The organism is Microbacterium cremeum (genome assembly GCF_015277855.1).
Classification (GTDB): Bacteria; Actinomycetota; Actinomycetes; order Actinomycetales; family Microbacteriaceae; genus Microbacterium; species Microbacterium cremeum.
The window spans coordinates 1,057,959-1,083,205 of the sequence record NZ_CP063812.1 but is presented as its reverse complement, the minus strand read 5'-3'; the positions used below and the strand labels follow the sequence as shown (position 1 = coordinate 1,083,205).

At 70.4% G+C, this 25,247-nt stretch carries 19 protein-coding genes and 1 tRNA gene; 7 read left to right on the top strand and 13 right to left on the bottom strand.

Translation table 11 applies throughout. The annotated features are described in order from the left end of the window. Positions 1-282: 282 nt before the first annotated feature. Positions 283-2,268 carry an acetate--CoA ligase gene (acs, locus tag IM778_RS04620; RefSeq protein WP_194410900.1) on the top strand — a complete coding sequence of 662 codons (1,986 nt, stop codon included), beginning with the start codon at positions 283-285 and terminating at the stop codon, positions 2,266-2,268. 197 nt (positions 2,269-2,465) lie between these two features. Here the strand turns inward: acs and IM778_RS04615 are convergent, their stop codons facing one another. Then, positions 2,466-2,933 carry a RidA family protein gene (locus IM778_RS04615; protein ID WP_194410899.1) on the bottom strand — a complete coding sequence of 156 codons (468 nt, stop codon included), beginning with the start codon at positions 2,931-2,933 and terminating at the stop codon, positions 2,466-2,468. Between the two features lie 5 nt (positions 2,934-2,938). Beyond that, the gene (locus IM778_RS04610) at positions 2,939-3,154 is read right to left on the bottom strand and encodes a Sp36 family protein (RefSeq protein ID WP_194410898.1); all 216 of its coding nucleotides are present in this window, start codon (positions 3,152-3,154) and stop codon (positions 2,939-2,941) included. Between the two features lie 110 nt (positions 3,155-3,264). On the opposite strand from IM778_RS04610, the gene IM778_RS04605 reads away from it, so the two are divergent. The 5 genes from IM778_RS04605 to IM778_RS04585 all read left to right on the top strand — a co-directional run bounded on the left by IM778_RS04605 (position 3,265) and on the right by IM778_RS04585 (position 9,967). Continuing rightward, a complete protein-coding gene (locus tag IM778_RS04605) occupies positions 3,265-6,096 on the top strand; it encodes a transglycosylase domain-containing protein (protein ID WP_194410897.1) in 2,832 nt (943 codons plus the stop codon). After that, a complete protein-coding gene (locus IM778_RS04600; protein ID WP_194410896.1) occupies positions 6,096-7,040 on the top strand; it encodes a metallophosphoesterase in 945 nt (314 codons plus the stop codon). The genes IM778_RS04605 and IM778_RS04600 overlap by 1 nt, the downstream gene beginning before the upstream one ends. 112 nt (positions 7,041-7,152) lie before the next feature. Continuing rightward, on the top strand, positions 7,153-9,042 hold the full coding sequence (locus IM778_RS04595; RefSeq protein WP_194410895.1) for a hypothetical protein: 1,890 nt from the start codon (positions 7,153-7,155) through the stop codon (positions 9,040-9,042). A 17-nt stretch (positions 9,043-9,059) separates the two neighbouring features. After that, positions 9,060-9,136 (top strand) — tRNA-Pro (locus IM778_RS04590). Positions 9,137-9,190: 54 nt separating this feature from the next. Beyond that, positions 9,191-9,967, top strand: coding sequence for an HAD-IIB family hydrolase (locus tag IM778_RS04585; protein ID WP_194410894.1), 777 nt, complete (start codon positions 9,191-9,193; stop codon positions 9,965-9,967). A gap of 66 nt (positions 9,968-10,033) precedes the next feature. On the opposite strand, the gene IM778_RS04580 is transcribed toward IM778_RS04585, so the two are convergent. Further along, complete coding sequence (locus IM778_RS04580) at positions 10,034-11,374, bottom strand: alpha-hydroxy acid oxidase (protein WP_194410893.1); 1,341 nt, start codon at positions 11,372-11,374, stop codon at positions 10,034-10,036. Positions 11,375-11,392: 18 nt separating this feature from the next. Then, on the bottom strand, positions 11,393-12,133 hold the full coding sequence (locus IM778_RS04575) for a FadR/GntR family transcriptional regulator (protein WP_194410892.1): 741 nt from the start codon (positions 12,131-12,133) through the stop codon (positions 11,393-11,395). 116 nt (positions 12,134-12,249) lie between these two features. On the opposite strand from IM778_RS04575, the gene IM778_RS04570 reads away from it, so the two are divergent. Beyond that, positions 12,250-13,080, top strand: coding sequence for a DUF1295 domain-containing protein (locus IM778_RS04570; RefSeq protein WP_194410891.1), 831 nt, complete (start codon positions 12,250-12,252; stop codon positions 13,078-13,080). A gap of 6 nt (positions 13,081-13,086) precedes the next feature. Here IM778_RS04570 and IM778_RS04565 read toward each other — a convergent pair whose 3' ends face one another. The 9 genes from IM778_RS04565 to IM778_RS04525 form a co-directional block, all read right to left on the bottom strand. Beyond that, complete coding sequence (locus tag IM778_RS04565; protein ID WP_194410890.1) at positions 13,087-13,734, bottom strand: thymidine kinase; 648 nt, start codon at positions 13,732-13,734, stop codon at positions 13,087-13,089. A gap of 97 nt (positions 13,735-13,831) precedes the next feature. Then, complete coding sequence (locus IM778_RS04560) at positions 13,832-15,859, bottom strand: DUF2207 domain-containing protein (RefSeq protein WP_194410889.1); 2,028 nt, start codon at positions 15,857-15,859, stop codon at positions 13,832-13,834. 9 nt (positions 15,860-15,868) lie between these two features. Then, positions 15,869-16,306 carry a pyrimidine dimer DNA glycosylase/endonuclease V gene (locus tag IM778_RS04555; RefSeq protein ID WP_194410888.1) on the bottom strand — a complete coding sequence of 146 codons (438 nt, stop codon included), beginning with the start codon at positions 16,304-16,306 and terminating at the stop codon, positions 15,869-15,871. 20 nt (positions 16,307-16,326) lie between these two features. Then, a complete protein-coding gene (locus tag IM778_RS04550) occupies positions 16,327-17,826 on the bottom strand; it encodes a malate:quinone oxidoreductase (protein ID WP_273541860.1) in 1,500 nt (499 codons plus the stop codon). 183 nt (positions 17,827-18,009) lie between these two features. After that, positions 18,010-19,080 carry an aspartate-semialdehyde dehydrogenase gene (locus tag IM778_RS04545; protein WP_194410886.1) on the bottom strand — a complete coding sequence of 357 codons (1,071 nt, stop codon included), beginning with the start codon at positions 19,078-19,080 and terminating at the stop codon, positions 18,010-18,012. Between the two features lie 28 nt (positions 19,081-19,108). After that, positions 19,109-20,395 carry an aspartate kinase gene (locus tag IM778_RS04540; RefSeq protein WP_194410885.1) on the bottom strand — a complete coding sequence of 429 codons (1,287 nt, stop codon included), beginning with the start codon at positions 20,393-20,395 and terminating at the stop codon, positions 19,109-19,111. Between the two features lie 917 nt (positions 20,396-21,312). Then, positions 21,313-22,281, bottom strand: a complete 969-nt coding sequence (locus tag IM778_RS04535) for a DMT family transporter (protein WP_194410884.1) — start codon at positions 22,279-22,281, stop codon at positions 21,313-21,315. After that, complete coding sequence (gene recR / locus IM778_RS04530; RefSeq protein WP_194410883.1) at positions 22,278-22,871, bottom strand: recombination mediator RecR; 594 nt, start codon at positions 22,869-22,871, stop codon at positions 22,278-22,280. Before recR ends, IM778_RS04535 begins: the two co-directional genes overlap by 4 nt. A 3-nt stretch (positions 22,872-22,874) precedes the next feature. After that, positions 22,875-25,139 (bottom strand): DNA polymerase III subunit gamma and tau, encoded by a 2,265-nt coding sequence (locus tag IM778_RS04525; RefSeq protein ID WP_194410882.1) that lies wholly within the window; start codon positions 25,137-25,139, stop codon positions 22,875-22,877. Positions 25,140-25,247 lie beyond the last annotated feature (108 nt).

The window sequence follows — 25,247 nt, the reverse complement described above, 5'->3', positions numbered from 1 at the left end:
TGGGATGCCGCCACGCGCGGTACCCGAATTCGGGGGGTGACGTCGGGTGCCGCAATGCCAGAATCGAAGTTCGGCCGGGGGACAGCTTATGCGAGGAAGGGATCCGTACAAAACGAAAAGGAGAGGATTCTCACCGATATATCACTCGGGTCGAAGAACTCGCACCCACCTACTATCGGGGGTAGTCCAGCCGCACGACCCGTCGGTACATTTCCGAGCAGACTCGCCGGACCCCCGGCATCCGTCACGTCCTCCCTCCAGCCCGCAAAGGAGCGCGCTCCCATGAGCAGCAATCAGGCAGCCAGCAGCCAGATCGACCACCTCCTCGAGGAGACCCGGCGTTTCGCGCCGTCGCCGGAATTCGCGCGCACCGCCGTCGGCACGGCAGAGCTCTACGAGCGGGCCAAGACCGATCGCGAGGGCTTCTGGGCCGATCAGGCCCGCACGCTGCACTGGCACAAGCCGTTCACGCAGGTGCTCGACTGGTCGAACCCGCCGTTCGCGCAGTGGTTCGCCGACGGTGAGCTCAACGTCGCGTACAACTGTCTCGACCGTCACGTCGAGGCCGGCCACGGCGATCGCGTCGCGCTGCTGTGGGAAGGCGAGCCCGGCGACGAGCGTCGCGTGACCTACGCCGAGCTCACCGACGAGGTGAAGCGTCTCGCCAACGTCCTCGAAGGCCTCGGCATCGGTGAGGGCGATCGCGTCGCGATCTACCTGCCCATGATCCCCGAGGCGGTCGCGGCGATGCTCGCGGTGGTGCGCATCGGCGCGATCCACTCGGTCGTGTTCGGCGGCTTCTCGGCCGACAGCCTGCGCGCGCGGATCGACGACGCGGGCGCGAAGCTCGTCATCACCGCCGACGGCGGCTACCGCAAGGGCAAGGTCTCGCCCCTCAAGCCCGCCGTCGACCTGGCGCTCGCGGACCGCAACGGCTCCGGTCCGCAGGAGACCGTCGAGCACGTGCTCGTGGTCAAGCGCGGTGGGAACGACGTCGAATGGACCGAGGGCCGCGACGTGTGGTGGCACGACGTCGTGCCGCAGGCCGCGCCCGGGCACGAGGCGAAGGCGTTCCCCGCCGAGAACCCGCTGTTCATCCTCTACACGTCGGGCACGACCGGAAAGCCCAAGGGCATCCTGCACACCTCCGGCGGCTACCTGACCCAGGCCACCTTCACCAACAAGGTCGTCCACGACATCCACCCCGAGTCCGACGTGTACTGGTGCACGGCCGACATCGGCTGGATCACCGGTCACTCGTACGTCACCTACGGGCCGCTCGCGAACGGCGCGACGCAGGTGCTCTACGAGGGCACGCCGGATGCCCCGCACCCCGGCCGGTGGTGGGAGATCGTGCAGAAGTACGGGGTGACCGTGCTCTACACGGCCCCGACCGCGATCCGCTCGTTCATGAAGCTCGGCCGCGCCATCCCGAAGCAGTTCGACCTGTCGTCGCTGCGCCTGCTGGGCTCGGTGGGCGAGCCGATCAACCCCGAGGCGTGGATGTGGTACCGCAAGATCATCGGCGGCAAGACCGCGCCGATCGTCGACACGTGGTGGCAGACCGAGACCGGGGCGATCATGATCTCGGCGCTCCCCGGCGTCACCGAGACCAAGCCGGGTTCGGCCCAGGTGCCCCTGCCCGGCATCTCGATCGACGTCGTCGACGAGGACGGCACGCACGTCGGCAACGGCAACGGCGGGCTGCTCGTGGTCACCGAGCCGTGGCCGTCGATGCTGCGCGGCATCTGGGGAGACCCGGAGCGCTTCGTCGAGACGTACTGGGAGAAGTTCCGCGCCCAGGGCTACTACTTCGCCGGCGACGGCGCGCGGCTCGACGACGACGGAGACGTGTGGCTGCTCGGCCGCGTCGACGACGTCATGAACGTGTCGGGCCACCGGCTGTCGACGACCGAGATCGAGTCGGCCCTGGTCGGCAACGAGGCCGTCGCCGAGGCGGCCGTGGTCGGGGCATCCGACGAGACGACCGGCCAGGCCGTCGTCGCGTTCGTCATCATCAAGCAGTCGCACCTCGACGAGAATCCCGTCGACGGGTTCGGACCGATGCTGCGCCAGTGGGTCGGCGAGCAGATCGGCCCGATCGCCCGTCCCCGCGACATCTACATCGTGGGCGAGCTGCCCAAGACCCGTTCCGGCAAGATCATGCGCCGCCTGCTGCGCGACGTCGCCGAGGGCCGCGAGGTGGGCGACACCACGACCCTCGCCGACACGGCGGTGATGTCGGTCATCTCGGCCCAGGTCAAGTAGCGGCGGCAGAGTCGCGCACGACGAACGCTCTGAGCCTCGACGGAGGCTCAGGGCGTTTCGTCTCGGTCGCTGGCGCTCCCTCGCTCAACGACCGGTGTCCTGCACCCCGGTCGTCGATCGAAGCGAGATCCCCCGCTCAACGACCGGGGGCACTGCAATCTCCCGGTCGTTGAGCGAGCGAAGCGAGACGAAACGGGTCAGGCGTACGTGAAGACGACCTCGACCTCGACGGGGGCGTCGAGCGGAAGCACGGGGACGCCGACGGCTGAGCGCGCGTGGCGTCCGCCGTCGCCGAAGATCTCGCCGAGCACCTCGCTCGCCCCGTTGATCACGCCCGGCTGCCCGGTGAAGTCGGGAACGGATGCCACGAACCCGGTGACCTTGAGGACTCCCGTGAGGCGGTCCACCCCGCCCACCGCGGCGGCGGCCGCGGCGATCGCGTTGAGCGCGCTCTGCCGCGCGTAGCCCTTCGCGTCCTCGGCGGGGACGAGACCCTCACCATCGCCGACCTTGCCGGTCGCGGGGAGGGCGCCCGACACCATGGGCAACTGCCCCGCGGTGTAGACGAGGTCGCCGTGCGCCCTCGCGGGCACGTAGGCCGCGACCGGCGGGACGACGTCGGGAAGACGGATGCCGAGCTCGGCGAGACGCGCACTCACGCTCATGGGGCTCACGCCTCCCCGAACTGCTTCGCGGCCTCGGCCGCGGCATCCAGCCCGGCGTTGGCCTGACCGCCGCCCGACGGACGCTTGAGGTAGGCGACGAGACCGCCTTCGGGGCCGGGGACGACCTGGACGAGCTCCCACCCCTGCTTGCCCCAGTTGTTGAGGATCGCGGCGGTGTTGTGGATCAGAAGGGGCGTGGTGAGGTACTCCCACGTCGTCATCGCGACTCCTCTAATAGGCGGATGAATGCGGCTGATGAAAGCTGGGAAAGCCCTTCGCGGGCGCACGCCTGTGAGGGAATCGCCCAGGTATCTCCCCTACGATCAACCCTATGCCTGATACCAAACGCACGGCCAGCGGCGTGCTCGGCGGGATCGCCGGGCTCGTCGGCCTCAGTGCCGCAGCCGGTGTCCTCATCGCGGCGACCGTGACCCCGGCGGTCGCCCTCACGAGCACCGCGGCAGAGCGCGCGATCACGATGTTCGACAATCTCCCGAGCGTCCTCGAGATCGACAAGCTCATGCTGCCGAGCAACTTCTACTACATGAACCACGACACCGGCGAGTGGTCGCTTCTCACGAAGTTCCTCGAGCAGGACCGCACGCCGGTCGCCTTCGACCAGGTCTCGCAGGTCATGTACGACGCGCTGCTGTCGAGCGAAGACCCGCGCTACTTCCAGCACGGCGGCGTCGACCTGATCGGCACGACGCGTGCCATCCTCTCCAACGCGCAGGGCGGCGGCGAGACCCAGGGCGGCTCGACGATCAGCCAGCAGTACGTCAAGAACGTGCTCATCCAGAAGTGCGAGCAGAACGCCGAGACCGAGTACGAAGTCGACGAGGCCGGCGAGCCGGTCATGGACGAGAACGGGCAGCCCAAGGTCAAGCTCACGCGCGATCAGGTCCTGCGCAACTGCTGGACCGACGCGACGACCGCCGAGGGCACCGAGGGCTACACGCGCAAGCTGCAGGAGATGCGCTACGCGATCGCGCTCGAGCAGAAGTACTCCAAGAACGACATCCTGCTCGGCTACCTCAACATCGCGAACTTCGGCGGAATCACGTACGGCATCGAGGCCGCCGCACGCTACTACTTCAGCACCACCGCGGCGAACCTCACGCTCGCGCAAGCCGCGACGCTCGCCGGCATGGTGCAGAACCCCAACAACTACCGCATCGACAGACCCGAGGGCTCGATCTTCGCGGCCGACGGGACGGCGTTCAACAAGGCACCCGACGGCGTCATCGACGAGGGCGCCAACATCGGATCGCTCGACAAGCTGCTGGCCGACGGCGAGATCACTCCCGAGCAGCACCTCGCCGCAGCGGACGGCTACACCTCGACGAAGGTGCGCCAGCTGTACGTGCTGGGCCGCATGCTCGAGGACGGCAAGATCACGCGCGAGCAGTACGTCGAGGCGGTCGTCTGGCCGATCACACCCGCGCTGAGCCCACCCAAGACCGGATGCAAGGCCGCAGGAGGGTCGGCGTACTTCTGCCAGTACGTGAAGTACGTGATGCTGAACGACCCCGCGTTCGGCGACACCGCAGAAGAGCGGAGGGACTCCCTCCAACGCGGTGGCCTCAACGTCTACACCACCCTCGATCTGCGCGTGCAGATTCCCGCTGAGACGGCGATGACGACGTATGCGCCGTCCGCGAAGCCCGATATGCCGATCGGGACCACCCAGCCATCCCCGGGCAGATTCGGCTCGACCGCGGTGAGCGTGGACGCCACGAACGGCAACATCCTCGCGATCGCCCAGAACACCCAGTTCAGCGAGGATGCCGCTCACGCCGCCGATCCGAACTACTCCGCGGAGGTGTGGGCCGGTACCAGGCAGTTCGGCAACTCCGGCGGGTTCAATGCCGGATCGACCTTCAAGCTGTTCACGCTCATCGACTGGCTCGAGAAGGGGCACTCGGTCAACGAGACCCTCAATGGTTCCGTGCGTGTCTTCAAGCGACTGAAGAACAGTTGCCACAGCGAGACGGGACAACCCAGCGACTGGGTCAACGAGGGTAACGTCGTCGTGAACAACTTCGCCAAGGCGCGTGGCCGTGTCGGCACCCCGATGCAGTTCACCGCGTCGTCGCTCAACACCGGCTTCTTCGCGATGGCCGAGAAGCTCGACCTCTGCGACATCAAGAACGTCGCCACCAAGATGGGCGTGACGCTGACGGACGGCCGGCCGGTGCCGATGGACAACCTCTTCTCGGTGATCGGCAGCAATGCGGTGTCGCCGCTGGCCATGGCGGGTGCCTATGCGACCGTCGCGAACAACGGCATCTACTGCCAGCCGCAGGCCATCGCGAAGGTCACCGACTCCGATGGCAACGACCTGCCCAAGCCCGAGCGCACCTGCTCGCAGGTGCTCGAGCCCAGGGTCGCCGCCACCGCGGCGTATGCGCTCGAAGGCGTGATGCGCTCGGGTACCGGCACGGGCGGAAACCCGTGGGACGGCACGCCCCTCCTCGGCAAGACCGGCACGCACGAAGAGATCCAGACGTGGCTCGTGGAGTCGAGCACGAAGGTCGCCACGGCGACGTGGGTCGGCAATGCCGAGGGCGGCGGCGACCTCTACAAGAGCTACCACAACGGCAATCAGCTCTCGTCCCTCCGCTACCTCATTACGAAGGATGTGCAGCGGGCGGCGAACGCTGCGTACGGCGGCGACGCCTTCCCGGGCCCCGACTCGGAGTTGTCGCGGATCGTGCTGACCGATCTGCCGGATGTCGTCGGCCTCAGCATCGACGAGGCGACCGCGAGACTCACTGACGCCGGCTTCGAGGTCGCGGTCGGCGAGCCCGTCGATTCGAACCAGCCCGAGGGTCTGGTCGCAGCGCAGAACCCAGGTGCGGGCAGGGTCGCGGGCGGGACGACGGTCACGATCCACCCGAGCAACGGCCAGGGCATCGCGGTGCCCGACGTGGCGGGGCGCTCGCTCGACGACGCCAAGCGCGCACTGCGCAGCGCGGGCTTCGGCAACGTCAAGGATGGGACGTGCGCCGAGGACGCTGCGGCAGCCCAGCCCCGCGCCACGGGTACCGACCCCGCGGCCAACACTGTGGTCAACCGCAACACGTCGATCACCGTGAACTACGCGTCGGCGGCCTGCCGCGGTGGTGGCGGCGGCGGTGGCCCCGGCAGCAGCGACGACTAGTGCCCTCGCGAGTATCTCGAGGCGTCGCACCCGCCCTCACCGCGCTCGGCGTGGTGGGGGCGGTCGGCGCTGCCGCGGCGGTGTGGGGCATCGGCGTCGAGCGCTACCTCTTCACCGTTCGGTTCCATGAGGTTCCGGTGCTGCCCTCCGGCGCGGCGCCGGTGCGCGTGCTGCACCTGTCCGACGCGCACATGGCGCCGTGGCAGCACCGCAAGCAGAACTGGATCGCTGCGCTCGCCGAGCTCCAGCCCGACCTCGTGGTGAACACCGGCGACAACATGGGTCACGTCGACGGGCTGCGTGGGCTTCGGGCGGCGTTCGACCCGCTGCGCGGCATCCCGGGCGTCTTCGTCCACGGTTCGAACGACCACGCCGCGCCGTCGCCGCGCAACCCGTTCAAGTACTTCACGGGTCCGTCGAAGGGGAAGCACACCTCCGAACCGCTCGACACCGACGCACTCGACGGCTACCTCACCGATGAGCTCGGCTGGCTCGACCTCAACAACGCGGCGGCATCGCTGGATGCCGGAGGCCTGCGCATCGATGCCTTCGGGGTCAGCGACGCCCACCGCGGGTGGGACGACCTCGAGGTGCTGCCCGGACGGCTCGAGGCGCTCCGCGCCGCCGGGGCACCGGCCGACCTCACGATCGGTGTCACGCACGCGCCGTACCGCCGCGTGCTCGATGCGTTCATCGACCTCGGGGCCGAGGCACTGTTCGCCGGCCACACGCACGGTGGCCAGGTGCGGGTGCCGGGCTTCGGCGCGCTCGTCGCCAACTGCGACATCCCGCTGAAGCAGGCGCGCGGCCTCAGCAGGTGGTCGCACGGCGGCGGCTCAGTACCGCTCAACGTCAGTGCCGGCCTCGGCCACTCGATCTACGCCCCCGTGCGGTTCGCGTGCCGCCCCGAGGCCTCCCTGCTGACGCTCGTCGCAAGGAACTGAGCGCCGCGAAGCCGGGCTCATCGGCTCCTCCCCAACCGCGCACGTCCGCCCGGGATCCACAGATGCCCGCCATCGGCGCTCACGCAGCTGCCGCCCGCGTCACGCTCGGAGAGTGCCGAACACCACACGATCACCACACCCCCGTTTCGACGTCCGCCCACTGATCCTGCTGCTCACGCACGGCGTGCACTGGCGACGACGCGGCCTGCCGCCCGCGGTCTACGCGATCCTTCTCGCGGGCGTCATCATCGCCAACCTCCTCGTCGGCCTGCTCGCCCCGTCCTCCGCTCACGCGGCGTCGCGCGGCGCCGGCTTCGGCACGTGGGCGCCCACGTCGGCGTACGGCTGGCACGGCTCGATGCTGGTGGACGGGATCCACACGTACTGCATCACGCCGGGCGCGCCGCTGCCGACCGGGCCGAGCACCGACAACGGCGTCAGCGGGACCGCCCGCGGACTGACACCCCAGCAGCTCACCGGCATCAACCTGCTCGTCACGAAGTACGGGCAGACCGACGATCCGGTGCAGGCGGCGGCCGTCGGCTGGGCGGTCAAGGCGACAGCGAACTGGAGCGACACCATCCGCGCGTTCGGCCACGCCGGCGACACCCTCGACAGTGCGATCCACTGGACCCTGTCCCGTGTCGCACCCGAGCACGTGACCGCGGTGCAGCAGCTGGCCGTGTCGTTCTACGACGAGGCGAAGCGCGCCGGGGAGGGCGGCCCTCCGAGCGGCGCCGTCGTCTTCACCACCGACGCCGGCGACCACACGCGAGGCACCGTACGGGTCGATTCGACCGCTTCGGGAGCGACGGGAACGCTCACCCTCACGCACGCCACGTTCGCCGACACGGGCACGGCGACGCGTGAGCGTGTGGCGCCCGGAGTCGAGTACGCGATCATCGCCTCGCCTCCCGCCGAGGGCCGGCCGTACACGGTGAGCGCGTCCGGGCGCTTCTCGGGCGGGTATGCCGCAGCCGTACGCCACTACACGACACCCCGCGGGCAAGACACCGCAGGCCCCGGCGGCGCGCTCGCGTTCGACGTCGCGGGGACGGATGCCGCACCCCGCGTGCCGCCGTTCGCCCCCACGATCACGACCCAGGTGGCCACCCGCTACGCCGCCGGGGGCTCGTACGTCGATCATGTCGCCTTCGATCTCGCTGCCGGCGCGTGGCCGCGCGCCGAGGACGGCTCGTACCTCCCGGTCGCCGCCACCGCGGTCGTGCACCGGACGGATGCCGAACCTTCGCCCGGCGGGGCGGTCCCGGCCGAGGCCGAGCTCGTCGGAGCGCTCGAGCTGACCACCGACCCCGCCCTCGGCCCGACCGTCCCCTACCCGGTGACGTCGACCTGGCAGATGACCGAACCCGGCTTCTACACCGCCGTCTGGACCATCCGCGGCATCGAGCAGACCGAGGCCGTCGCCCGCCACACGGGCGCGGACTACACCTGGACCGAGTCGTTCGGCGAGCGCAGCCAGGTCACGATGGTGCCCGCGATCACGACGGTGGCTCAGCCGTCCGCAACCGCCGGCGAAACCATCAGCGACACGATCAGGGTGGGCGACCCCGTCCCCGCCGCCGGGCTGCGCGTGGAGTCGGCCGTGTATCGCGCCGTCGCGGGCGTGAGCCCTGGCGAGACCTGCGTGGACGAGAACCTCGTGTGGCGCAGCGATCCGGTGCCCGTCACCGCCCCGGGCGACTACGTCGTGACCTCTCCTCCGATCGACGACCCCGGCACGTACTACTGGCAGGAGCGCGCCGCCGACGCCGAGGGGTCCGTCGTCCACATCGGCGTGTGCGGGATCGAGAACGAGACCACGACGATCGCGGCAGCGTCGTCCGCTGCGGCGCTACCGCGCCCCGCTCTGGCCGCGACGGGTGCCGGCTTCGACGCGCTGCGACCCTCGGCAGCCATCGCCGTGTGCCTGCTCACCGCCGGCGCGACGCTCCTCGCGGTGCGATCGTCGCGGTTCGGACCACGTGCGAAGATCAGGTAGACTCGTGGGGTTGTCAACGGGGTGTGGCGCAGCTTGGTAGCGCGCTTCGTTCGGGACGAAGAGGCCGCAGGTTCAAATCCTGTCACCCCGACCACAGAGGGGCCCCGCCGCAAGGCGGGGCCCCTCGTTTTCGGAAGGAATCACACGTATGGCCGACAGCACTCCTCCCCGCCTCGTCGCGTTCGACCTCGACGACACGCTCGCGCCGTCCAAGAGCCCGATCGACCCGCGCATGGGGGACCTGCTCGTCGCGCTCGCTGAGCGCGTCGAGGTCGCCATCATCTCGGGCGGCCAGCTCGCCCAGTTCGCCACGCAGGTCGTGGACCGGCTTCCGGATGCCTCTGCCGGCGTCCTCGAGCGCATCCACCTGCTCCCCACCTGCGGCACGCAGTACTACCGCCTCTCCCCCGACGGGATCGTCACGGTCTACAAGCGCTCGCTCACCGACGACCAGAAGTCGCGTGCGCTCGGCGCCGTCGAGACCGAGGCCCGCCGTCTCGGCCTCTGGGAATCCGACACGTGGGGCGACATCCTCGAGGACCGCGGCTCGCAGATCACCTTCTCCGCACTCGGCCAGCAGGCGCCGGTATCGGCCAAGAGCGCCTGGGACCCGACAGGCGAGAAGAAGAACACGCTGCGCGCCGCCGTCGCCGCCCTCCTCCCCGACCTCGAGGTCCGCTCCGGCGGCTCGACCTCGGTCGACATCACCGAGCGCGGCATCGACAAGGCGTACGGCATGGGCCAGCTCGCCGAGCAGACCGGCATCTCCCTCGACGACATGCTCTTCGTCGGTGACCGCCTCGACCCCGACGGCAACGACTACCCCGTCCTCGCGATGGGCGTTCCGTGCCACGCGGTCGAGGGCTGGGAAGACACCGCCGACTACCTCGAGCAGCTCATCCCGACGCTCTCCGTCCGCGTCTGACACGTTTCGTCTCGCTCAACGACCGAACACCCCGGTCGTTGAGCGAGCGAAGCGAGACGAAACGACTCAGCCCTTCGCCGGAGTCTGGGCCCGCGACGCCTTCGGCGCACGAGCCGTCGCACCCGAGGCCACGCGCACGCGGGGCGCTCCCCCGCCGGTCGCATCGGCCGGGGCTCCCGCCAGGGGCAGGAGGCGCGTCAGCTGGGTCACGTGCTTCGGCTCGAGCTCGGCGATCGTCGAGACGCCCAGGAGCTGCATGGTGCGCTCGATCTCGCTGCGCAGGATCGCGATCGTGCGGTCGACGCCCTCGCGCCCGCCGGCCATGAGGCCGTAGAGGTAGGCACGGCCGATGAGTGTGAACTTCGCGCCGAGGGCGATCGAGGCGACGATGTCGGCGCCGTTCATGATGCCGGTGTCGATCATGACGGTCGCGTCCTTGCCGACCTCGCGCACCACCTCGGGGAGAAGACGGAACGGGATCGGGGCGCGGTCGAGCTGACGCCCGCCGTGGTTCGACAGGATGATCCCGTCCACGCCGGCGTCGATGAGCCGCTTCGAGTCCTCGACGTTCTGGACGCCCTTGACGACGATCTTGCCCGGCCAGATGTCGCGGATGATCGCGAGGTCGTCGTAGCTGATCGTCGGGTCCATCGCGGCGTTGAGCAGCTCACCGACCGTGCCGCCCGTGGTCGACAGCGATGCGAACTCGAGCTTCGGCGTCGTCAGGAAGTCGTACCACCACCACGGGCGCGGGATCGCGTTGATGATGGTGCCGAGCGTCAGCTGCGGCGGGATCGAGAAGCCGTTGCGCTTGTCGCGCAGACGGGCACCGGCGACCGGGGTGTCGACGGTGAACTGCAGCGTGTCGAAGCCCGCCGCGGCGGCACGACGAGCCAGGCCGTACGAGATCTCGCGGTCGCGCATGACGTACAGCTGGAACCAGTTGCGCCCGTGAGGGTTGGCCTTCTTGACATCCTCGATCGACGTCGTGCCGAGCGTCGAGAGCGTGAACGGGATGCCGGCGGCACCGGCCGCGGCCGCGCCCGCGCTCTCCCCCTCGGTCTGCATGAGGCGCGTGAAACCGGTGGGCGCGATGCCGAAGGGCATCGAGCTCGGCCCGCCCAGGATCTCGGTCGACATGTCGACGCTCTCGGCGGGGCGCAGGATGCTGGGGTGGAACTCGACATCCTCGAAGGCCTGGCGGGCGCGAGCGAGCGACAGCTCGCCCTCGGCGGCGCCGTCGGTGTAGTCGAACGCCGCCTTGGGCGTGCGTCGCTTCGCGATCGCGCGCAGGTCGTAGATCGTGAGCGCCGCCTCGAGCCGGCGCTTCTTCGCGTTGAGCTGGGGCTTGCGGAACTGCATGAGCTCGAGCAGCTCGGACGGCTTGGGCAGCTGACGGGTGACCATGGGGGTCCCTCTCGGTGTTCAGTCGGCGGGGCGGGCGAGGCCCGCCTGGGCGTAGTAGCCGGTGATGTGGTCGTGGACGAGTTCGCGCGCAAGACCGGCATCGCCGGCGTCGACCGCATCGAGGATGGCGTGGTGCTCGCGGCGCAGGCGCGCGGCCGCGGCCTCCCAGTCCCGGATCCGTGCCGCGCCCTGCTGCACATAGGACTCGATCGCCGTGCGCAGACCCGCCATCATCGCGGCGATGACGACGTTGCCCGACGCCTCGGCGAGAGCGAGGTGCAGCTGGGCGTCGAGGGCGAGGAACTCGCTCGGCGTGAGGTCGTCGGCGTCCATCGCGTCGACGACGGCGTGCGCGGCATCCGTCGACCTCGCCGGGTCGGTCGCGAGGGCGTGCACGACGGCGGACTCGAGGACGAGACGCGTCGACACGACGTCGTCGAGCGGAAAGCCCTGAGCCGCGACCTGCAGTCGCAGCAGCGCCGACATGCCTCCTCGCGGCGTCGCGATGATGATCGCGCCCGAGGTCGGGCCCGAGCCCGTTCCGGTGCGGATCAGTCCCATCACCTCGAGCACGCGCAGCGCCTCGCGCACGCTCGACCGGCCGACGCCGAGGGTCGCCGCGAGCTCCCGCTCGGGCGGAAGCCGGTCACCGGGCTGCAGCGTGCCGTCGAGCAGATCGGTCTCGATCCGCTCGAGCACGACCCGCCACGCACGTGCGGCGGGGGCCGCGACCGGCGTCGTCGTCGGTGTGGATGCCACAGGTCTCCTCGTCGTGTTGTGGTCGGACCACAATAGCCTGTGGTCGGACCACACTCAAGCACATGACGTCGGCGGCGTCATCCGACGGGGTGCCCCGCGGGCGCTACTCTGACGACATGGATCCCCTCCTCCTCGTCCTCCTCGTCGCGGGCGCCGCGAGCGCCTTCTGCTGGATCACCTCCCTCATCACGAACGAGACGTCCTGGGTCGACCGGCTCTGGTCGATCGTCCCGGTGGCCTACGTCTGGATCTTCGCCGTAGCCGCGCTGATCGAGGGCGCCGACGCGACGCGGCTCGTGGTGATGGCGCTGCTGGTCACCGCGTGGGGTGCGCGCCTGACCTTCAACTTCGCGCGCAAGGGCGGCTACACCGGCATGGAGGACTACCGCTGGGCGATCCTCCGTGCGCGCATGAAGCGCTGGCAGTTCCAGGTGTTCAACCTCCTGTTCATCGTGCTGTTCCAGAACGCGCTGCTCGTACTCATCTCGCTTCCCGCCTACATCGCGTGGCAGCATCCGGTGCCCTTCAACGGCTGGGATGCCGCGTTCGCGGTGCTGTTCGCCGCGTTCCTGGTCGGCGAGACCGTCGCCGACCAGCAGCAGTGGGACTTCCACCAGGCCAAGAAGGCGGCCGGCGGCACCCTCGAGCCGGGATTCCTCACGACCGGTCTGTTCGCCTACAGCCGCCACCCCAACTTCTTCTTCGAGCAGGCGCAGTGGTGGGCGTTCTACGCGATCGGGGCCGTTGCGCTCGTCGCCGACGGCGGCAGCTGGCTGAACTGGACGATCGCCGGCGCCGCACTGCTGACCGTGCTGTTCATCGGCTCCACGATCTTCACCGAGTCGATCACGGCGTCGAAGTACTCCGCGTACGCGGAGTATCAGCGCACCACCTCGATGCTCGTGCCGCTCCCCCGCCGACGCTCGAAGGCGCCCGAGACGGCGTGACCCGCGTCAGCTCAGCCGCCCGCCCGACGCACGCAGGTAGTCCTCGGCGCACAGCGACTCGTACGTGACGCGGTCCGCGCTGAGCTCGTCGATCGCCACCTGATCGCCGTCGAACACGAACCGTCCTCCCACGAGCCGCGCGTTGAAGAGCGCCTTGCGACCGCAGCGGCAGATGGTCTTGAGCTCCTCCAGGCTGTGCGAGACCTCCAGCAGGCGGGCGGAGCCGGGGAAGGCATGCGTCTGGAAGTCGGTGCGGATGCCGTACGCCAGCACCGGCACGCCGTCGAGCACGACGATCCGCAGCAGGTCGTCGACCTGCTGGCGGGTGAGGAACTGCGCCTCGTCGATGAGCAGGCACGCGACGTCGACCTCGTGCTCCTCGGATTCGGGCACGAGGGCGGCCGCGGCATCCCGCTTCACCCGCTCGCGATGGGCGGCGAACAGCGCGCGCACGTCGTCGTCCGGGCCGATGAGGAAGTCGACGGTGCGCTTGACGCCGAGGCGGCTGTCGATCTGATCGGCGCCCTTCGTGTCGATCACGGGCTTGGCCAGCAGCACGTGCTGACCGCGCTCTTCGTAGTTGTAGGCGGCCTGGAGCAGCGAGGTCGACTTGCCGGAGTTCATCGCGCCGTAACGGAAGTAGAGCTTGGCCACGAACCGAGCGTAGTCGAGCCCGGATGCCGGGTTCAGCGCTCGTTCAGCGCGGGTTCAGCCGGGCTCAGCGCCGGCTCAGCGCCGGTTCAGCGCCGGTTCAGCGGCCGCCGAAGCCGCCGCCTCCGCCCCCGCCGCCCGAGAACCCGCCGCCCGAAGAGCCGCCCGAGGACGACCAGCTCGAACTCGACGACGAGCTCGAGCTCGACCCGGGGCGTGAGACCGGTGTCGCGGCGAGTCGCCCGATCGACGACGACGCGTCGGTGAGCGAACGGGACGTGACGACGTCGAACAGCGCCGCCTGCGCGAGTGAGGTGTCGGGGCCCGCGGCAGCGCGGATCACGGTCGCCCACTCGCGCTCCATGCCGAACAGCACCGCATAGGGCAGGAGTCGCTCGTACAGGTTCACGACCTCGGCTCCCGGCGTGTTCGGCGCGTCGCCGTACGGCCGCCGCCCCGAGCTCACGAGATCGGCGGTCCGCGGGGCCTGCGCGGCCCGGAGGCGATCCTCCTCGGCGAGGCGGAGGTACTCGCGGATGCCGTCGAGGTAGCTGCGATGCCGGCCTCCGGCGAGCGTGAGCACCGACTTCGGCAGTGACAGGAACGGCAGCCCGAAGAAGGCGAAGAACGCGCTGCCGACGGCGACGAAGTACAGCAGGTCGCCGGCCGCGCCGAGGGGTTGGAGCACGACGAAGGCGCCGTCGGCGAAGAAGATCAGCAGCAGCGCAAGCGGCATCCCCACCATCTGGATGGTGCTGCGAACGCGCGTGATCCAGCCGGGCAGCAGGCTGCGGTAGCCGCGCTGCACCGTGAAGTCGTCGATACGGCGCACATACGTGACCGCGCGGGACGGCGGCTTGCGGGCGAACGCGCCCAGGTCGACGTCGGCACCGGGCTCGGCCGTGCGCCCGAAGAGCGCTTCGATGACACGCCGCTCGTCGGCGTCGAGACCGGACCGATCGCGCAGCACGACCTCGAAGTCGTCCTCTTCGCGCCGATCCCCCGTCGCGCGGATCTCGACGGCGTCCTTCACCGCGAGATCGACGACGTGGGCTGCGAGCGCGCGCTCCGGCACGTCGAGGACTCCCGCCGACAGCGTGAGCGACTCGTCGTCGGGCGGCGAGTACTGCACGGCGACCGGCGACCGGTCGGGGTTGCGCCGGGCGACGGCGCGAACGACGAGGACGAACGCCACCCCACCGATGCCCGACAGCAGCGCGAACCCGGGAAGGATCCACAGCCACCACGGGTACGGCGGCGGCGGGGGCCGGCTCGGTGCCGCGAACGTGCCCTGCGCGAACCCGATCGCCACCGTGACGTCCTCGTACGGCCCCACCGTCTCCGCGGCCGCGGTGAACGTCACGCCGCCCGTGACGCTCGACCCCGCGCCGGCAGCCCACGCGGCGGCGCCCGCCGGCAGCGGCTCGGATCCGTCGGCCCGCTCGATCGTGCACTGGTCCGTCGAACCCTGCGACCCGCGGTAGCAGAACGCGCGCCCCGGCAGGAGGCCGGCCGCAGCATCCGTCGACACGTGCACGTCGATGTCGACGGCACCGAACGGCTGCGCGTGGTCGGTCCCCACGGTGTCCCAATAGAACTCGTCGGCGTCGGAGTCTTCGTAGCGGAGGACGACGTCGCGCATCTCGTACGTGAGCACGTACGTCTGCGCACCGTGGACGAACGAGTCGTCGCCGGTGAGGATGTAGACCCAGTCACCGTCGGTCTCGGTCCACCACGGAATGGGCGCACCGCCGGCGCCCGTCACGTTCAGCACGTTCGTCCCGAGCGCGATGCCCGAGTCGACGAGCGGAAGCGCGCGCACGATCCCGCGATTCTGGTCGAACTCGGGGAACCGCGCGACGATCGTCTCGGCGGTGAGGAGGCGGCTCTCCCCGCCGGCGCCGCGCACGAGCCAGTAGTCGGCATCGAACGAGTCGAACGTGAAGTCGTCGACGGATGCCGCGGCCCCGAGCCGCAGCTCGGCTGTCGCGTCCGAGGCCCCGCCGCGGGCGGCGAACGCGGCGGGCTCGCCGTGCGGACGGGTGAGGGCCAGCGCCCCCGCCGTCAGCAGGATCGCCGCCAGGACGCCGCCGATCGTCCACGCGCGCCAGGTCGATCGTCGCCCCATGCCCCCACCCTAGGGGTCGGGCACGCCCCGTTCCCACGGCTCGATGTCTCCGGGCACCTCGACGAGGGTCGGCGAGGCTGCGGCGACGAGGGGCAGCCTCGGGAGCCATGCCGGACCGCGGACCACCACTTTGCGTCGCAGGTGCTCCAGCTCGAATGCGAGCTGGCCCGACGTGACGAGGATGCCGGGGCTTGCGGCATCCGGTCTCAGCACCCGCGTGCTGTCGAAGACGTAGCCTCGCGCGGTTGCCGCAGCTCGCACCGAGGCCAGGTAGTGCCCGATCGCGTCGAGCGGATCAGGGGTCGCGCGGAAGCGCTCGAGCTGCGGGTGGCGCGTATAGCCGCGCGTCGCGCCGGTGAGCACGCGCTGGGCCAGCAGTCCCTCGCGCCAGCAGGCGACGAGCGCCATCCTGTCGAGGATCGACGGATCGAGCGACCACAGCCTCATGGAGTCTCAGATTGCGGCGGTCAGGCGGTGAGTGCGAGCGTCTTCGCGGTCTCGGTGACGGCCCGCTCGGCGACCTTCGGCCGACCGTTCAACGACTCGCCGTAGCTCGGGATCAGCTCGCGCAGTCGCGGCTCCCACTCCTTGATGCGATCCGGGAAGCACGTCTTCATCAGGCCTAGCATGATGGACGCCGCGGTCGAGGCGCCGGGCGAGGCGCCCAGCAGGCCCGCGATCGTGCCGTCGGCGCCGGTGACGACCTCCGTGCCGAACTGCAGGATGCCGCCCTTCTCGGGGTCCTTCTTCATCACCTGCGCCCGCTGGCCGGCCTGGATGATCTCCCAGTCCTCGTCCTTCGCGGTCGGCACGAAGACGCGGAGGCTGTCGACCTTCTTCCGGTGGTTCTTCAGCAGCTCGCCGACGAGGTAGGTGATGAGGCTCGGGTTGTCCCACGCGACCTTCAGCATCGGGCCGAGGTTGCCGGGGCGCACCTGACCGACGATGTCGAACCACGAGCCGGTCTTGAGGAACTTGGGGCTGAACGTCGCGAACGGACCGAACAGCAGGGAGGCCTCGCCGTCGACCACACGCGTGTCGAGGTGGGGCACCGACATCGGCGGCGCGCCGACCGACGCCTGCGAGTACACCTTCGCCTTGTGCTGCGCGACGATCGCCGGGTTCGTGGTCTTGAGGAACTGCCCGCCGATCGGGAAGACGCCGTAGCCCTTGATCTCGGGGATGCCCGAGCGCTGCAGCAGCTTGAGCGCCCAGCCGCCGGCCCCGACGAACACGAACTTCGCGCGGATCTCACCCGGCGTGCGGCCGACCGTGCGCCGGTACTTCACGCGCCACGTGCCGTCGGCGAGGCGCTTGAGCCGCCGGACCTCGGTGTTGATGCGCACATCGGCACCGTTGTCGGCCAGGTGCGCGAACAGCTGGCGCGTGAGCGCGCCGAAGTCGACGTCGGTGCCCGCCGGCACACGGGTGGCCGCGAACGGCTCGCCCTTGCGGCGCTTCTTCATGAGCAGCGGCGCCCACTGGTGGATGACGCGCGAGTCCTCGCTGTACTGGATGCCGGCGAACAGCGGCTGGTCCTTCAGAGCCTCGTAGCGCCGCTTGAGGTACGCGACATCCTTCTCGCCCCGCACGAACGTCATGTGCGGCGTCGAGTTGATGAACGTCGACGGCTGGTCGAGCACGCCCTCCGCCACGAGCGACGACCACAGCTGGCGGCTCTGCTGGAACTGCTCGTTGATCGAAACGGCCTTCGCGGGATCGACCGAGCCGTCCTTGCCCTCGGGCATGTAGTTCAGCTCGCACAGCGCCGCGTGGCCGGTGCCGGCGTTGTTCCAGGCGTTCGAACTCTCCAGCGCGACATCGCTCAGACGTTCGAAGACCGCGATCTTCAGGTCGGGCTGCACTTCCTGCAGCAGGGTGCCGAGGGTCGCGCTCATGATCCCGCCGCCGATCAGCAGCACATCGACGGTACCTCCGGGGAGGGCGCTGTCGTCGGGGTGGGGCAGGGCGTCGGAGTGCGTGTCGGTCACCCATCGATTCTATTCGCGCGGGAAAGTGCCCCTGACCGGGGTCCCCTGACGGACGCGAAAGTCCGGCGGTTCTTGCGTCGACGGCAAGCGGGCGGATGCCTCAGCCGAGGCATCCGTCGCCGTCGTCGTGTGCGCCGCCCGCTCGCGAAGCGCCTCGCGTCAGGCGTTCACACCCAGGTTGGCGGCGACGACCTCGGCGATCTGCACGGCGTTGAGCGCAGCGCCCTTGCGCAGGTTGTCGTTGGAGATGAAGAGCACGAGTCCCTTGCCCTCGGGCGCGGACTGGTCGGCGCGGATGCGGCCGACATAGCTCGGGTCGTTGCCTGCGGCCTGAAGCGGCGTCGGCACCTCCTCGAGCTTCACACCGGGTGCGCTCGCGAGCAGCTCGCGGGCGCGCTCGGGCGTGATGTCACGTGAGAACTCGACGTTGATGCTGAGCGAGTGCCCGGTGAAGACGGGGACGCGCACGCACGTGCCCGCGACGCGGAGATCGGGCAGCTCCAGGATCTTGCGGCTCTCGTTGCGGAGCTTCTTCTCCTCGTCGGTCTCGTTGAGGCCGTCGTCGACGAGGTTTCCGGCGAACGGGATGACATCGAACGCGATCGGCGCGATGTACTTCTCGGGCTCGGGGAAGTCGACCGCCGAGCCGTCGTGGACGAGGTCGAGCGTGCGGCCCTGCGCGAGCACGCCCTCGACCTGGCCGAGCAGCTCGTGCGCTCCGGCGAGACCGGAGCCCGACACGGCCTGGTAGGTCGAGACGATGAGCCGCTCGAGGCCCGCCTCGGCGTCGAGCACCTTGAGCACCGGCATCGCGGCCATCGTGGTGCAGTTCGGGTTCGCGATGATGCCCTTCTTGGCCTCGGCGATCGCGTGCGGGTTCACCTCGCTGACGACCAGCGGCACCTCGGGGTCCATGCGCCACGCGCTGGAGTTGTCGATCACGATCGCGCCGGCCTCGGCGAAGCGCGGGGCGTGCGCACGGCTGCCGGTGGCGCCGGCTGAGAACAGGGCGACGTCGATGCCCGCAGGGTCGGCGGTCGCGACATCCTCGATGACGATCTCGTGGCCCGCGAAGTCGACCGACGTCCCCGCCGAACGCGCAGTGGCGAACAGGCGCAGCTCGCGGATCGGGAAGTTGCGCTCCGCGAGGATGTCGCGCATGACCGTGCCGACCTGGCCGGTCGCACCGACGACGGCGACGGAGAGTCCTGAATCGGAGATGCGGGTCATGGGGAAGATCCTAACTTCGGTTCGAGGGTCAGCGGCCGGTGCCGGCGTAGACGGTCGCCTCGACCTCGCCGTCGAGTCCGTAGGCGGTGTGGACGACGCGCGCGGCCTCGGCGAGGTCGTCGCCGCGCACGACCACCGAGATGCGGATCTCGGAGGTCGAGATCATCTCGATGTTGATCCCCGCGATCGAGAGCGCCTCGAACAGCGTCGCCGAGACGCCGGAGTGCGTACGCATGCCGGCGCCGACGACCGACAGCTTGCCGATCTGGTCGTCGTGCACGAGGTTCTCGAACCCGACCTCGGTCTGCTCGACGGCGAGCGCCTTGAGTGCCGTCGCGGCATCCGTCTTGGGGAGCGTGAACGAGATATCGGTGCGGCCGGTCGTGGCCGCCGACACGTTCTGCACGATCATGTCGACGTTGGCGCCGGACTTCGCGACGACCTTGAAGATCTCGGCGGCCTTGCCGGGCACGTCGGGTACGCCGGTGATCGTGATCTTGGCCTGGCCGAGGTCGGTGGCGACTCCGGCGACGATGGGCTCTTCCATCTCTTCTCCCTCATGGCCGTCGGGAATCCTCATCCCGGGGCCGAGCACGTAGGTCCCCACGCCCGAACTGAACGTGGAGCGGGCGTGGATGAGCACGCCGTGGCGGCGCGCGTACTCGACGGCGCGGATGTACAGCACCTTCGCGCCGTTCGCGGCGAGCTCGAGCATCTCTTCTGCCGAGACGACACCGAGCTTGCGGGCCTTCGGGACCACACGCGGGTCGGCGGTGAAGATGCCGTCGACATCGCTGTAGATCTCGCACACGTCGGCATCGAGCGCCGCGGCGAGGGCGACGGCGGTCGTGTCGGAGCCGCCGCGGCCGAGCGTGGTGATGTCACGCGTGTCGCGGTTGAAGCCCTGGAAGCCGGCCACGATGACGATCGCGCCCTCGTCGAGCGCCTCGCGCAGGCGGATCGGCGTGACATCGACGATGCGCGCCGAGCCGTGGTCGGCGGTGGTGATCATGCCGGCCTGGCTGCCGGTGAACGACCGGGCCTCGAAGCCCATCGAGTGGATGGCCATCGCCAGCAGCGCCATCGAGATGCGCTCGCCGCTGGAGAGCAGCATGTCGAGCTCCCGAGGCGCCGGGATCGGCGCGACCTGGCCGGCGAGGTCGAGGAGCTCATCGGTGGTGTCGCCCATCGCACTGACGGCCACGACGACGTCGTGGCCGGCGCGGCGCGTGTCGACGATGCGCTTGGCGACGCGCTTGATGCTCTCGGCATCCGCGACCGACGATCCGCCGTACTTCTGGACGATCAGCGCCACGATGAAACTCCACGCGTGTCTCGAGAGGCGTGAACGGATGCCGCGCCCGAACGTCAATCTTACGGACGCGTCCATGCACCCCCGGCCATGTGACGCGGCGGCCCCGCCCGACGGCGCTCGGTGCGCGGGTGGCCGACCCGGCCGCTGCCGTAGCGGACCCGGCGTCCGGGAGGGCTGACGGGGTGGTGCCGGGGGGCTGCCGGGGGCTGACGGGGGCTGACCGTTCCTGTCGCGGCGGCAGGTTCCTGCTGCGGCTGCGCTTTCCTGTGGCGGCTGCAGGTTCCTGCTGCGGCTACAGATTCCTGCCGGGACGGCGGCTCGGGCTACAGAATTCTGCCGCGGCGCCCGAAAACTGATGCGCCGCCGCAGGAAACTGCAGCCGTACCGCGAGCGGCTGTCCCCCGCCGAGGTGGCGGCTCCCGCTGCCGGGGGTGCCGGGTCCTGTCGCGGCGGCAGGTTCCTGCTGCGGCTGCACTTTTCTGTGGCGGCTGCAGGTTCCTGTGGCGGCTGCAGCTTCCTGCTGCGGCCACAGATTCCTGCCGAGACGGCGGCACGGGCTACAGAATTCTGCCGCGGCGCCCGAAAACTGATGCGCCGCCGCAGGAAAGTGCAGCCGCACCGCGAGCGGCTGTCCCCCGCCGGGGTGGCGGCTCCCGCTGCCGGGGGGTGCCGGTTCCTGTCGCGGCGGCAGGTTCCTGCTTCGGCCATAGATTTCTGTTCCGGCTGCAGCTTCCTGCTGCGGCTACAGATTCCTGCCGGGACGGCGGCACGGGCTACAGAACTCTGCTGCGGCACCCGAAAACTGATGCGCCGCCGCAGGAAAGTGCAGCCGCACGCTCGCGGCGCGCCGCCGCAGGAAAGTGCAGCCGCACGCTTGCGGCGCGCCGCGCAGGCGTGCCGACGCTCCCCCGCCCGCGTCAGCTCGGGGCGATGGGGGGCAGTTCTGCGGCGCGCTCGTCGGGCGTGGACCCCAGCCCTGGCTCCGGCTCGGGCTTGACGGCACGGAAGCGGCCACCGGTCGCGGCGAGCCAGCAGCCCACGATGACGAGGGGGAACCCGATCAGAAGTCCCGGCGTGAGCGGCTCGGCGAGGATGATCGTGCCGAGCACGATCGCGACCACGGGGTTCACATACGTGAACAACGGCGCCCGCACCGGCCCCACGCGCGCGATGAGGGCGAAGAAGGCGATGAACGCGACCGCGGTGCACAGCACGCCCAGCGCGACGAGCGAAAGCGTGCTCTCGATCGAGGGCACCTGATCCTGGGTGAGGAAAGCGATCGGCGTGTAGAAGATCCCGACCGCGAACAGTGCCAGCGTGATGGTGCCCAGCGCCGGCACGTCGCGCAGCTTGGTGGCGATGACGAACGGGGCGATCGCGTAGAGCACGGCCACCAGGAGCACCTCGCCGACCGCCACGAGGCCGCCGCCGCCTTCGACGGCGAGGCCCGGTCCGGCCACGATCACGAAGACCCCGGCGAATCCGATCAGGAGCCCGATGAGGCGCGCAGGACTCAGCATCGAGCGGTCGCCGCCGCCGAACGCGATGAGCGCGGCGAACAGCGGGACGGTGGCCACGAGCAGCCCGGTGAGGCCCGACGGCAGCGTCTGTTCCGCGTGCCCGAGCAGCAGGAAGGGCCCCGCCATCTCGATCGCGCCGAACGCCAGCACCCAGCCGATCTTCGAGAACGCCGGCCGCAGCGCCTTCTGCCGGAGCGCGAACGGCAGCAGCAGGAGTGCGCCCAGGAGCGTGCGCCCGGCGACGACGGCCGCCGGCGAGTAGGTCTCGACCGCGACGGCGATGAAGAGGTACGGGACGCCCCACAGCAGGGCCATCGCGCCGAAGAGCAGCCACGCGCGCGCGTCGAAGCGCTGGATGGTGGTCACACCGACCTCCGGCCCTCGAATGCGCGCCCCAGGGTGACCTCGTCGGCGTACTCGAGGTCGCCGCCCACGGGCAGACCCGACGCCAGACGGGTCACGCGGATCTCGAGCGTGTGGAGCAGACGGCTGAGATAGGTCGCCGTCGCCTCGCCTTCGAGGTTCGGGTTGGTCGCGAGGATGACCTCCTGCACGGTGCCGTCGGCCAGCCGCTGCATGAGCTGCGCGATTCGCAGGTCGTCGGGCCCGACGCCGGCGATGGGGCTGATCGCTCCGCCGAGCACGTGGTACAGCCCGCGGAACTCGCGCGTGCGCTCGATCGCAGCGACGTCCTTGGCGTCTTCGACGACGCAGATCAACGTCTGGTTGCGGCGGGGATCGCGGCAGATCGAGCAGCGATCCTGCTCCGAGACGTTGCCGCACACCTCGCAGAAGCGCACCCTCTCGCGGACGACGCTCAGCAGTTCCGCGAGGTGCGACACGTCGAAATTCGGCGTCTGCAGGATGTGGAAAGCGATCCGCTGCGCCGACTTGGGGCCGATGCCGGGAAGCCGGCCGAACTCGTCGATGAGGTCTTGGACGATGCCGTCGTACATGGGCTAGCTGAACCTCGTGGGCGGCTCGTAGGGCTCTTCGCGGATGAAGGTCGCGCCGAGCACCTGGCGGATCACCGCTTCGCCGTACCGCTGCACGCCGTCGTTGCGCGTCGTCACGGTGGGCACGAGCGGCGGTGCGACGGTGGGGGGCACCGGCGCGTCGCCGGAATCGAGCGCGCCGGCGGTGTCTTCGTCGTCATCGCTCTCGATCGACGGTGCGACCTCGTCACGGGGCAGGACGTCGCCCTCGCGGGGCGGCGCGAGCGTCGCGATGCGCGTACGGGCGCCGGCGACGGCGTCTTCGGGCTCGTCGTCGACGGCGAACTGCGCCGACGTGTCGACGGCGAGCGCGGCAGGACCCGGGTCGGGGGGCGGCGCGTCGGCGTCGGTCGGGATCGGCGCGACCGCCCAGTCGGTGACCGGCGCGGCCGCCGCGGGGCGAGCAGGGGCGGATGCCGTCGCACGAGGCGGAGTCGAGGGCGCCGCGCTCGGCGCTGCCTGAGCCGGGGCGCGAGAAGGAGCAGCAGCGTCCGCCGTACCGGGGGTGGGCGGCGCGGTGGTGCCCGCCATCTCGGGCCGCGGGGGCCGGGCCCCGGACGCCGGTGCGGGGTGGCCGCGTCCGGGCCCTCCGCCTCCTGGTCCTTCGCCGCCAGGTCCTTCTCCGCCGGGCTCGACGAGCCGCGTGAGGAACTTCACCTGACTGCCGAACAGCTCCTCGATCGCGCGGCGCACGTCGAGGAACGCCCCCGAGCCCTGCGGCTTGGGCTTGAACTTGGTGAGGTCTGCGGCCGACGCGAACTCGAGGGTCACCACCGGATCGCCGTCCTTGAACGCGACCGCTGCGGGCCGCGACGCGGCGGCGACCATCCACGACGAGCGGCTGATCTCTTCGAGCCGCCGGAGCACGTCGGGCCACGCCTCGACGAGCCCCTCGAACGTGAGCTCGCGCACTGCAGGCGCGGGAGCCGGAGCTGCCGCAGGCGCCGGAGCTGCCGCGGGAGCCGGAGCTGCCGCGGGAGCCGGAGCTGCCGCGGGTGCGGGTACGGGAGCTGCCGCAGCCGCCGGAGCCGCGGCCGGCGCCGGAGCCGCCGCCGGAGAGGCTGCCCGGGACGGGACAGGCGCCGCCGGAGCCGCCGTGCCCGGCGTCTCCGCGGCCGACGTGGGAACCGTCCCCCGCGCCAGAACCCGCGCGACCATGAGCTCGAGCTGCAGGCGGGGCGACGTGGCGCCGGTCATGTCGTCGAGAGTCGCGATCACGAGGTCGGCGACGCGCGAGAGCCGCGCCGGCCCGAACGTATCGGCCTGGCCCTTCATGCGCTCGAGGTCTTCGGCCGAGACGCCGCGCAGCACCGCGGCCGCGCCCTGCCCCGTCGCCGCGACGACGATGAGGTCGCGCAGGCGCTCGAGCAGGTCGTCGACGAAGCGCCGCGGGTCCTGCCCGGTCTGCACCACCCGGTCGACGGCCGCGAACGCGGCGGCGGCGTCGCTCGCGGCGAACGCGTCGACCACCTCGTCGAGAAGCTCGCCGTGCGTGTAGCCGAGGAGCGCGACGGCGCGGGCGTACGTCACGCGCGCATCGTCCGAGCCGGCGATGAGCTGGTCGAGCAGCGACAGGGTGTCGCGCGGCGACCCACCGCCCGCGCGCACCACGAGGGGCAGCACGCCCGGCTCGACCTCGACGCCCTCCTGCGTGCACAGCTGCTCGACGTACTCGAGCATCGCCGCGGGCGGCACGAGCCGGAACGGGTAGTGGTGCGTGCGCGAGCGGATCGTGCCGATGACCTTCTCGGGCTCGGTCGTGGCGAAGATGAACTTGACGTGGTCGGGCGGCTCTTCGACGAGCTTCAGCAGTGCGTTGAAGCCCTGCGGCGTGACCATGTGCGCCTCGTCGAGGATGAAGATCTTGAACCGGTCGCGCGCCGGCGCGAACACCGCGCGCTCACGCAGGTCGCGCGCGTCATCGACTCCGTTGTGGCTCGCCGCGTCGATCTCGACGACATCGAGCGATCCCCCGCCGCCGCGACCGAGCTCGACGCAGCTGTCGCACGTGCCGCACGGGGTGTCGGTCGGCCCCTGCGCACAGTTGAGGCAACGTGCGAGGATGCGGGCGGACGTGGTCTTGCCGCACCCGCGCGGACCCGAGAAGAGGTACGCGTGACCGACGCGGTCGCTGCGCAGCGCCGTCATGAGCGGCTCGGTGACCTGCGACTGGCCGATCATCTCGCCGAACGACTCCGGTCGGTAGCGGCGGTAGAGAGCGGTGGTCACCCCCACAGCCTACGGCGTGCCCACGACATCGTGCCCGGCTCCCACCGCTCACCGACCACGGTCTTTCCGGGCGCCGCGGGCTGCGGCATCCGTCGCCCGTGTGCGGGG

Excerpts from the sequence above, each read along its gene's own strand:
- IM778_RS04610 (WP_194410898.1), bottom strand. The coding sequence starts at position 3,154 with ATGACGACGTGGGAGTACCTCACCACGCCCCTTCTGATCCACAACACC.
- IM778_RS04605 (WP_194410897.1), top strand. The coding sequence starts at position 3,265 with ATGCCTGATACCAAACGCACGGCCAGCGGCGTGCTCGGCGGGATCGCC.
- recR (WP_194410883.1), bottom strand. The coding sequence starts at position 22,871 with ATGTACGACGGCATCGTCCAAGACCTCATCGACGAGTTCGGCCGGCTT.
- IM778_RS04585 (WP_194410894.1), top strand. The coding sequence starts at position 9,191 with ATGGCCGACAGCACTCCTCCCCGCCTCGTCGCGTTCGACCTCGACGAC.
- IM778_RS04545 (WP_194410886.1), bottom strand. The coding sequence starts at position 19,080 with ATGACCCGCATCTCCGATTCAGGACTCTCCGTCGCCGTCGTCGGTGCG.
- IM778_RS04580 (WP_194410893.1), bottom strand. The coding sequence starts at position 11,374 with ATGGTCACCCGTCAGCTGCCCAAGCCGTCCGAGCTGCTCGAGCTCATG.
- IM778_RS04560 (WP_194410889.1), bottom strand. The coding sequence starts at position 15,859 with ATGGGGCGACGATCGACCTGGCGCGCGTGGACGATCGGCGGCGTCCTG.
- IM778_RS04615 (WP_194410899.1), bottom strand. The coding sequence starts at position 2,933 with ATGAGCGTGAGTGCGCGTCTCGCCGAGCTCGGCATCCGTCTTCCCGAC.
- IM778_RS04555 (WP_194410888.1), bottom strand. The coding sequence starts at position 16,306 with ATGAGGCTGTGGTCGCTCGATCCGTCGATCCTCGACAGGATGGCGCTC.
- IM778_RS04570 (WP_194410891.1), top strand. The coding sequence starts at position 12,250 with ATGGATCCCCTCCTCCTCGTCCTCCTCGTCGCGGGCGCCGCGAGCGCC.
- acs (WP_194410900.1), top strand. The coding sequence starts at position 283 with ATGAGCAGCAATCAGGCAGCCAGCAGCCAGATCGACCACCTCCTCGAG.